Annotated in this window: 6 protein-coding genes; all 6 read right to left on the reverse strand. The window is 33.3% G+C overall.

From position 1 onward, the window contains the following. Positions 1 to 222: 222 nt before the first annotated feature. Positions 223 to 4,941, reverse strand: a complete 4,719-nt coding sequence (gene avs4 / locus CH376_RS22940) for an AVAST type 4 anti-phage nuclease Avs4 (protein ID WP_100788505.1) — start codon at positions 4,939 to 4,941, stop codon at positions 223 to 225. 354 nt (positions 4,942 to 5,295) lie between these two features. Further along, the gene (locus tag CH376_RS22945) at positions 5,296 to 6,147 is read right to left on the reverse strand and encodes a DUF2971 domain-containing protein (protein ID WP_100788506.1); all 852 of its coding nucleotides are present in this window, start codon (positions 6,145 to 6,147) and stop codon (positions 5,296 to 5,298) included. Positions 6,148 to 6,343: 196 nt separating this feature from the next. Then, entirely contained in the window at positions 6,344 to 7,213 is an 870-nt protein-coding gene (locus CH376_RS22950; RefSeq protein ID WP_100788508.1) for a DUF4238 domain-containing protein, read from the reverse strand. Positions 7,214 to 7,448: 235 nt separating this feature from the next. After that, the gene (locus CH376_RS22955; protein WP_100788509.1) at positions 7,449 to 7,838 is read right to left on the reverse strand and encodes a type II toxin-antitoxin system MqsA family antitoxin; all 390 of its coding nucleotides are present in this window, start codon (positions 7,836 to 7,838) and stop codon (positions 7,449 to 7,451) included. Further along, entirely contained in the window at positions 7,835 to 8,146 is a 312-nt protein-coding gene (locus tag CH376_RS22960; RefSeq protein WP_100788510.1) for a type II toxin-antitoxin system MqsR family toxin, read from the reverse strand. Before CH376_RS22960 ends, CH376_RS22955 begins: the two co-directional genes overlap by 4 nt. A gap of 280 nt (positions 8,147 to 8,426) precedes the next feature. Continuing rightward, positions 8,427 to 9,365, reverse strand: a complete 939-nt coding sequence (locus tag CH376_RS22965; RefSeq protein WP_100788511.1) for an FRG domain-containing protein — start codon at positions 9,363 to 9,365, stop codon at positions 8,427 to 8,429. Positions 9,366 to 9,627: the final 262 nt, after the last annotated feature.

The following is a 9,627-nucleotide window of genomic DNA, read 5'->3' on the forward strand; positions in this document are numbered from 1 at the left end:
CCTTTTTTTGAATTTGATCGTTACAAACTCAATCGGCAAGGAGAGCCTTCTCATTCATTCTTAAATCTGCGAAATATTTTGGACGTTATCTTAACGAGGGCAACAAGAAGGAAACGTAAATCGTCTATCCAGCGCCCCGATCGCAACGCGTTCGGGTGGCGCGGCTCTTGCCGGTTAGCGATGCAAGAACCGTGACAAATAAAAAACATTCCATAAATTTTTCTACGCAATACTTTCCCGCAACATATATCCAATAGCTGAACCCTTTTCGATTAAAAAATTCAATATGATAATAAGTTTCAATTTTAGCTCTTTTGTTCTTTTAATTTTCTCACGATTATTGAAAGCATATTTTCTACAGATATTCTCAATATAATAAATAGTATTACTTTCGAGTTTCTTGTTAAGATTATCTTCATTCTTCTCAATAATACTCGAAATCCATACTATGCCATCATCTATAAAGGGTGCCCCGATAGTATTTAATAATTTTGAAATAGAATATAAAACAGACGGTAAATAACCAATTCTTTCAGAAATTTCCTTAAAAAATCTTTTATCCTTATCTTTTAAGGAATCCCATTCTTTAGTAGTATCCTTCCAATCGACCTCGGCGAAAAGGTATGCTTTTACAATTTTTTTTGCATTTGATTGCATACCTTTCTTACAAATAGCAATAACCTTTTCTTTAAACATATTCCAGATAAACCAAAACTTATCATTTGTACTCAATTTATCTTCAACTAAGATAAATTCCCGAAATAAATCCGCAATAATCTCTGAAGCAATAAAGCTATCTAAAAAAGGTTGCAAATAATTCTGAATTTCAGATATATCTGAATTTAAAACAAAGTAAGCATATGCATTCAGAAATTCGTATTTAATATTGTAATCAATTCTATTTTCATTATCTTCTTCAAGAAGCAATTCTCTAGCAAATGTAGAAATAATTTTTGTAGCGATTACTTTTTGACCTTCCTTGTCAACGTGGTAGGGAATAAGTTGGAATGCAATCTTCAATGTCCGCAAATTTAACTTCTCAATATCCTCTAAATTTTTTATTGATATTTTATTAGTTAAAAAATTTTCTAATTCAGCCTGATTCTCTTGAATAAACTGTTTCCTGACTCTATCTTTTGCCTCGACATAATTTCCTAGATGGATTCCTTTTTTTAATTCATTATATCTTGGTTTTAACAATAAATATCCATACAAGAAAGACTCTGCATCCTCAAAATGTTTTTCCCATAATCGATTAATTGCATTAATGGAAAAGATGCTAAAATTCCCTCTTGCAAATAGGCCGCCAATAGGAGATTCATTAAATAGCGATAACAATAAAACAATTTTAATAGACTCAATTTCATCTGGGAAAATTTCAAACAAATTGGGAAGAGCTGAAATCGCCGCCTCTACTCCGTCAGATATTTGATAAAGATAGTCAGGGCTAAGTGAAAAACGCATAGCTTCAAGTATAATATCTTTGCAAAAGTTTTTGTCTTCCTGAGAAAGTTCATTAAAACTATGTTTAATTAAAATTACGGCTACATATGTAGGAGTTGCATGATTCATAAGAGAAAAATTTTCTTCTTCCAAATACTCTAACTTATAGGGGGATGCAGGTTTATTCGATTTTAGTTTATCCAAGATCTCTTTAATTTTATGAAGTGCGGCATGAGGATCTTTTTCATATTCCTCATATTTCATATAATCTTTATCATTATTAAATTTAAGTTCCGCCCATAATCTCAAAGAAATATATTTCAAATGCTCGGAGTTTTTTGATGCGGATTGATTGCTATACTCCTGCAAATCAGACTCCAAATTAGGTTGAAACAGAATTGCTACATTACCGTCTACTACCTTCGCCTCTATTCCCATGTTTCTACGATCCATCCGTGCCAAAAATAGACGCCATATTTTATCCGAGTCGCTTTCCTTATTCTTTTTTGGTAGTTTTTTGTAATAGTTATCTAATATTTCCCATAATATTTTACGTCTCCGATCTCCTTCTTCATCACTTGTTGCTTCATTTTTAAATAATTGATAACGTAAAAAAATATCTTCTAATCTCCATTTACGATGTTTGTCATCGCAGGTAGCTATTCGTTCGTCGTCAAAGAATTTAGTAACATTTCTACCGATATTTGTTCCAATAGAATATAAAGATCTTGCACGTTGATCAGATATAAATCTGCTCGTATCTTGAATAATAAATTCTTTAGTTTGAAAAAGGATTTTAGCTACATCGAATGTTTTTTCCGGGTACGCCAAAACAACACTAGTTACAATTGCAGAAATAGAAGCGGAAATAGAATTTCTGAGAAGATAAATCAACCAAATTTCTAATGTTTCTGCATTTAAAACCTCCCCTATCTCTAATAAATATTTTTCCAAAGCCATATGCAAGGATTGAAGTAAATAAGGACTAACTGGAGAACCCGTACCTCTGTACATATTCCAAAGGCAATGGCTAATAAATTGCTCTTTTTTCGTTTCTCCTACGATAACTTCAACCTTCTGAACAGAGCTATCAAAGTCTGAATTTGCATAATAATCAATCGATCGATTCGTAAATTGCAGAATAAAATCTATTGTTTCTTTGAATGAATATTGAAGAAGCCAATATGTCGGAGTCTGAAACGCGCTTGCAGGGTGATATTCGGAATGTCTCACATCCAAACCAAAGAATTGTTCTATTTCACCAGAATGATAATAACGAGGATTTTTCTTTGGAACATGAGTCCAAAATATATTCGCTAAGCCTAATACACTTGCAGGAGATATTTTAACAATCAGAACCCCTTCAAGTTTATTCAAAATCATTTTTGATAATTCATAATATGGATCTCTATGTTTAATCCATTTATTTTTAATTACTTCTTCAAATATATTCAAAAGCTCGTTTTTAATTTCTGAGGAACCATAAAGTATAGTTTTCAAGATTTGCTCTTGCTCACCGTCATTAGAAAAATAGTGATTCACATGAAAGGCCCATTGATAATGCTCTAAAGCTATCAAAGCCGCAGCTCGCGTTGTTTCACCCATTCTAACGTTATAATTCCAATCATATATTATTGGTAAAAAATAGGTAATATTGCTAATTCCAATTATTTCTATATTCTTAAAAAGAAATTTAATAACACTTTCCCAACCTTGACCCTTAGGCTTTGTTAATACAAAATTTAACGAAAAAATATTGAGGTCCCTATGGCCCAATTGACTTAAAGAAACATCATCAATATCTTTACAAGCCAGTCTTAGAATAAAAATAATTCTTTTTAAAAGTTTTTGGTCTTCCAATAATAACTCTTTTTTAAAAAATTCAAAAAACAAATCTGCATAGCTTGAAAGCAAAACTGAAACAAAGATCTCATCCTTCCAATGCGATTCAACTTTCTGGTTTTCAATTGCATCTACAATGAACTTCTTAATATCTTCGTTTTCAAATGAAAGTTTTTCTGATAACCAGCTTCTAAAAGATCTGCGAATCGGAAGAGATTGCCCTATGCTATTAAAAAAATTTTTGGTTCCTTCTTTTCTAACAAACTCACTTTCTATAATTTTTTCTAATGCCCATTCCTCATATATATCGTGCGTAATAAAATAATTTGCAGCCTCGTAAGCCAGTATTCCATCTTCAACTAATTCATTCATTAGGACTGTTGATTCATAATTTGAATTAATATAAAATTGACCGTTTTTTGCTTTTTCGAATGCAATCTTTAAAAAACATAGTTCTCTTTCCGGCTTCGATTTTTTTATGTTTTTATTCCACAGCTTAACTTTAAATTCATTGTACTCAATTTCTTCTCTTGTATTGTGATATTTAAGATACTCGCTTAAATAAAAGGGAGTTTTTATTAAATCTAAGATTTTTTCATCTTTCGGCAAAATAAATGAAAGCTCTTTTGCAATAGATTGCAATTCTGTTAATTCTAAATTGCTTACGGTAATATTTTCTGGGACAATCTTATAAACTTCAAAGAATTGATAGTTTAAATCTTCTAAATAACTTATTCTTGTAGTAAATATGATTTTCCATTGCTCGCGAAGAAGAACCGATAAAAATTCTTTAAAAGGATCTGAATTATTCAAATCTAATAATTTTTCGGATGAATCTACTACAATAATTTTATTTAAAACGTCCTCATGTGCTTTTATGAAATCATTCAAACCTATATTAGGAAATAAGTCATTTACATTTCTTAGCTCAAATTCAGTAGCTTTAAATATATAAAATGGTATTTGTTCATCTATCTGTTTATATAATTTTTTAATAAGAGATGTTTTTCCGACACCTCCGGCACCACTTAATATTAGAACCTGACTTGAGCTATTTTTTAATTTATCTAATTGCTGGCTTCTATTGATTTCATAATTATTGTTGTTTAAGGAAACGAAAGTTTGAATTTCATTCAGTATATTTTTAGAGTGTTTTGATATATTTTCAATTAATGAATATGCACTTTTTTCTAAAGTAAAAAAATGTTTGGCGATTACTTCATTTTTAATGGAAACGAATTCAGACTCGAAATAACTTGCCGTCCTCCATTCTATAGAAATCGACAAGCTGGCCCCTCTTTCTTCAACATTTAAGAACCCTTGTGGTTTGTTGCCTTTGTTTTGCCCCCATTCTTGATTAGTATAAAATATCAATTTATTAATATTTGGATAATCCCTTTTTACTTTATCAATAGTGTTTAGGATTTCATCGTTATGATTTGAAAGAGAAGAATCATAAAACTTTGCCTGCCAACCTATTAGGTTATCATCTATTTCAATAGGATCAGTCTCTATGGCCGCCTGATTTTTATAACGAAATATACCGAAAGGCCTGTTAAACTCTTTACAAAATAGTAAATAACAAAACCATTCAAAGTTATTTTGCGGGTTTTCACTAAATTTTACTTTGAATATTTCCCAATTTGGTTTTATCATTTTCTTACACAATTTTCATGAATTATAAAATCCATTTTAAACTTTATACTTATTCTGAAATTTGATCAGGCTGTTAGCAAAATTTATAACGAATAATGTTTTAAAGCCAGCCAAGGATGGCTGGCGTCTTAATGAGGGGCGCGGCATTGCAGATAACGAAATAGGCTTCTCGACGTTTGCGGTTCTGGAGCGCGCTAAACGCGCGGAAGAATTGGCGCGAGGTTTGAGCGAACCTTAGTCGCGTCTCGCAAGCCGAGTGACAAAGCAAATGTGCCGAAGGCCAAGCGAGAGTCGCGGAGCGATCTCGAAGCGCCGCGAGAAGCCGAAGTTAGGCGAAGTGCATAATCTGAAATATTATTTAATTCTAATGATTGGTCTTTTTATTTTTATCTTATCATTTAGCAATAATTTCAATGAGATATAGTTTTCAACAAATTCATACTTAGGGCCTATGAAAACCTCAGTTACTGATTCAATATCAAACCAGTAATTATAAAATAAGTGAATCCCAAATCGCCCAGGTTTACAGTCCAAATTACTTTTTTCTAAAAAATCGTTAAAATACAAAAGCCTCCATTCTTTTTCTTCTGAAAAAGCGGCTGACTTGAAAAAGCAGGAAATAATAAATAGCAATCTTGCACTATGAAAAATTAATTTCTCGGAATTGATCTCATCCTTTGATAAATGAACAAATAACTTTAAAAATTTTTTTATTATAGAATATTGTTCCTTTTTCCTATATATAACTCTAGAAAATACTAAATTATCATTATTCTCATCAATTAATTTTTCCATATTAAAGCCTATTGAAAATCCTTCTCCGAAATTGGAGTATCCTTTCCATTGGCTCAAGCTATCACCGCTTTCACTAAAGCATGTTATAAATATTTTGCCTAATTTTGCATTATCTTCATTTTGTTTCAATCGTTCCAAAATTTTTTTAAGAAACGGTATGTCTTTCCTATTGTAATCTTTCTCAGCAATGGCTAAATCATATAACTCAATTAATGAATTCATTGTCTCTTGTCGTGCGACAGAACTTCCATAGGCAATTTCATCCTTATCATTTAGAAATTGATATTCAGTTAAATGTAGGTTTTTATTTTTAGCAATGCCCAACAATCCTTCGTTTGTTGTGTAATGGTATAATTTCTTTTTGAAATTATTCTTTATAATTGCATTTATAAATTCTTGATCTCGTTGCATAGAACCTCATGCATTTCGCATAACGAAAGAGTCTCCTCGACGTTTGCGGTTCTGCAGCGCGCCAAACGCGCGAAAGAATTGGCACGAGGTTCGAGTGAGCCTTAGCGAACGTCTCGCGAACCGAAGTGACAAAGCAAATGTGCGAAGCCGGAGTGAGAGTCGCATGAGCGATCTCGAACGGAGCGAGGAGACGAAGTTATGCGATGGGGCCGCCCTCTCCTATATACTTTGACAAACTATCGATTAATTCTTTATTTCTACCAAAAATATATTTATCTGCATTCATCGCGAATGATTGATTAATTCTTCTAATTTCTTTTCTGTCGTGCAACGCTCGAAATTGGATCTTTTGATTTTCTCCAATCAATGAAATAGCAATTTTAGAGGTTAATGGCATCGATACTTCTGTGCTTGGATAACTAAATCCATTTGGCCCTGTAGCGTTTGTCCTTAAAACTGGGTTATCTGAGTTAATAAATGATGACTTTTCGTTTGTTATCACTGTGAAAATGATATTCCGCTTCGCAAGAATTCGCATCGCATTCTGATTTTCATATAGATTACCGATATTTATTAAAGTATCTAAAATATCGTTTTGCATTGCCTTTGAATCAATATAATCAACTAAAATTTCGGCTCCGTCATTTTTAAGTAACTCTTGTTTATAAGATTCTTTAACTCGACTAATAAATTTAAATGATCTTTTCCAGTGCCAAAAAATAAAAGCTACAAAGAACATCCTTAGATGACTAAAATTGCTTTTTTCTAATGCGGATCGATCCATACTTAAAAGACTATTTTCATGATCTTTTTTAAATTGAGCAAATGGATATTCTAATTTTTGCGAAAAGAATTGTTCTAATGAATGATTTTCGTTGTTTCTTTCATCATATTGCGTATATAAATTTCTTTCCCATAAAATATTATCTGGAGATTTTTTCTTACTAACTTTTTTCTCTTTTTCATAAATCCAAGTGAACGGATTTCTACCTAATTCATCGATGGAAGCTGGATCCAAGAAGCCATTAATTAAAATTTTTGGAACAAAATGATGTCTTTGGCTCATACATTAAATTTTCGGCCCTGTCGCATAACGAAATAGGCTTCTCGACGTTTGCGGTTCTGCAGCACGCTTAAGCGTGCGAAAGAATTGGCGCGAGGTTTGAGCGAACCTTAGTGAGCGTCTCGCAAACCGAGTGACAAAGCAAATGTGCCGAAGGCCAAGCGAGGGTTGTGAAACAATCCCGAAGCGCCGCGAGAAGCCGAAGTTAGACGGCGTTTCGTAGACGTTTATCCATTCTCTATTTATGGGCTAAACTTTGTTTTTTAAGGGGTAAACGAATATCACCAACGAATACGTACCTTATTTTACCATCGTTCATCATTTTATGAATCGACTGTCTACTTAATTTCAATCGTTTTGCCATTTGATCAACGCTTATTAAATCTGCAGCAACGGTGACTTCTGCATCTTTCTTAGCCTTGAATTCAGCAATAGCAGAATTAATGTGGTTCTGTGATCTTCTTGTAAAGATTCCATCCTTACACACTTTACAAAAATATCCGTCTAACCCAGTAATTTTAATCGAACCATAATCCTTAACTGAATAATTTTCTGTAACGTCAGATTTGAAAATCATACTTTCTTCAGCGCCACAGGAAGGGCAATTAATCCATTTTTTATCCTTCATAAATCCTCAGCTCCTTTGAATGAAATAATAACCGTGTTTTGATTTACGATTTGAATTTTGATATATGCTTTAATATTAATAATTTCTTTTTTATAAACATCCTGCCAAAGCCTATGATCATTGTGAGAAGTCATGGATTTATAAAAATACATTGATTCTAATTCAATTATTTCTTTTAGAATCTCTTCTTCAGAAAACCCAAAACGCTCAAAAGCAGTTTTTTGTGCATTTCGCGTAATTATATATTTATTCTCTGAAATCAGTTTTTTAACTAATTTTAAAGAATAATGGCATATCTTTTTCTCCATCCAACTTCATTATATTTATTAAATTGACAATGTCAACCAAATAAATTGAATTTTTACTTAAATAAAAGAAAACCCACGAAATGCCGTCTAACGAAATAGGCTTCTCGACGTTTGCGGTCCTGGAGCGCGCTAAACGCGCGAAAGGATTGGAACGAGGTTTGAGCGAACCTTAGTGAGCGATCACAAACCGAGTGACAAAGCAAATGTGCCGAAGGCCAAGCAAGAGTTGCGAAGCGATCTCGAAGCGCCGCGAGAAGCCGAAGTTAGGCGACGTCTTGTATTAACCGAAAAGATCTCGAAATATCGCCGCATCCCTCGAAGCATTATCATGAATTGGCATTAATTTAGTTAATGAGTATCCGGAACTATACATTATTTTTAATAGCCCCTTTACATGTGCGCCTGGAATATCAAATCTTAGCAAAGGTAATGAGTGATTATTATAAGATCGACTATTCCACATCCTTTCAATTGTTTTGATTTGATCAATTTCATCTTCGGCTTTTTGATGTTGCTTCAAATCAACGGTAAAAATCCCAGCTTGGTTCTTTAAATATGTATTATATGAGTATGAAGCAGGTACTAATTGAAGCTCATCTGTGATATCCGAATGTTGAAAAACGTCATCCGACTTAAATGCGAAAACGGATATTTCATCAGTTTCCTTTGATTTCCCTAATAAAGTCACATTATTATAATAATCAAATGCCGAAAGAAAAAGTGCGTTAAGCGGATCAAATGTCCAATCTAGAAATCTAGTGGGAACGCCGTGGTGTTGAGCTAAGGTAAAAACTTCCGCAAAATGAATCGGAAATATGAATTCCTTTTTATTTTTTATAGCATCGTTTATTTCATCGATGAATTTGTTAAATTCCTTACGCAATTCATAAGTTAAATTAACTTCTAAACCATTCCGGTCACAGATTTCCAGATAATTCTTCATTGCGCCAAATTCAGCAACCAAACGATTCGCCTGCGCGTGTTGAGGAAACAATGAATCTTTTTCTTGATACCATCTAATAAATTTATTTAGTTCACCGTCTCTAAACGCCTTTGGAATTAATCCCCAAGTGTTATCCCGTTGACCTCTATATATCCAACCATTGTGTCCTTGAATATAATGTTCAAGTCCATATCCAAATTTTTTTAACCAATCAGATACTGGACTGAAATAGTTTATAACTTCTGGTAATGAGCTAATTTTCTGGATTTGTATCATTATTCAAGATGTCGCCTAACGAAATAGGCTTCTCGACGTTTGCGGTTCTGAAGCGTGCCTAAGCACGCGGAAGAATTGGCGCGAGACTTGAGTGAGCCTTAGCGAACGTCTTGCAAGTCGAGTGACAAAGCAAATGTGCCGAAGGCCAAGCGAGAGTTGCGGAGCAATCTCGAAGCGCCGCGAGAAGCCGAAGTTAGGCGATGCGACCGCATTTTACTTGTAACTATCTTTCCTTTGGTCAACATCAACAAAAATAACTAAT

The organism is Leptospira adleri, from assembly GCF_002811985.1.
In the GTDB taxonomy this organism is placed as follows: Bacteria; Spirochaetota; Leptospiria; order Leptospirales; family Leptospiraceae; genus Leptospira; species Leptospira adleri.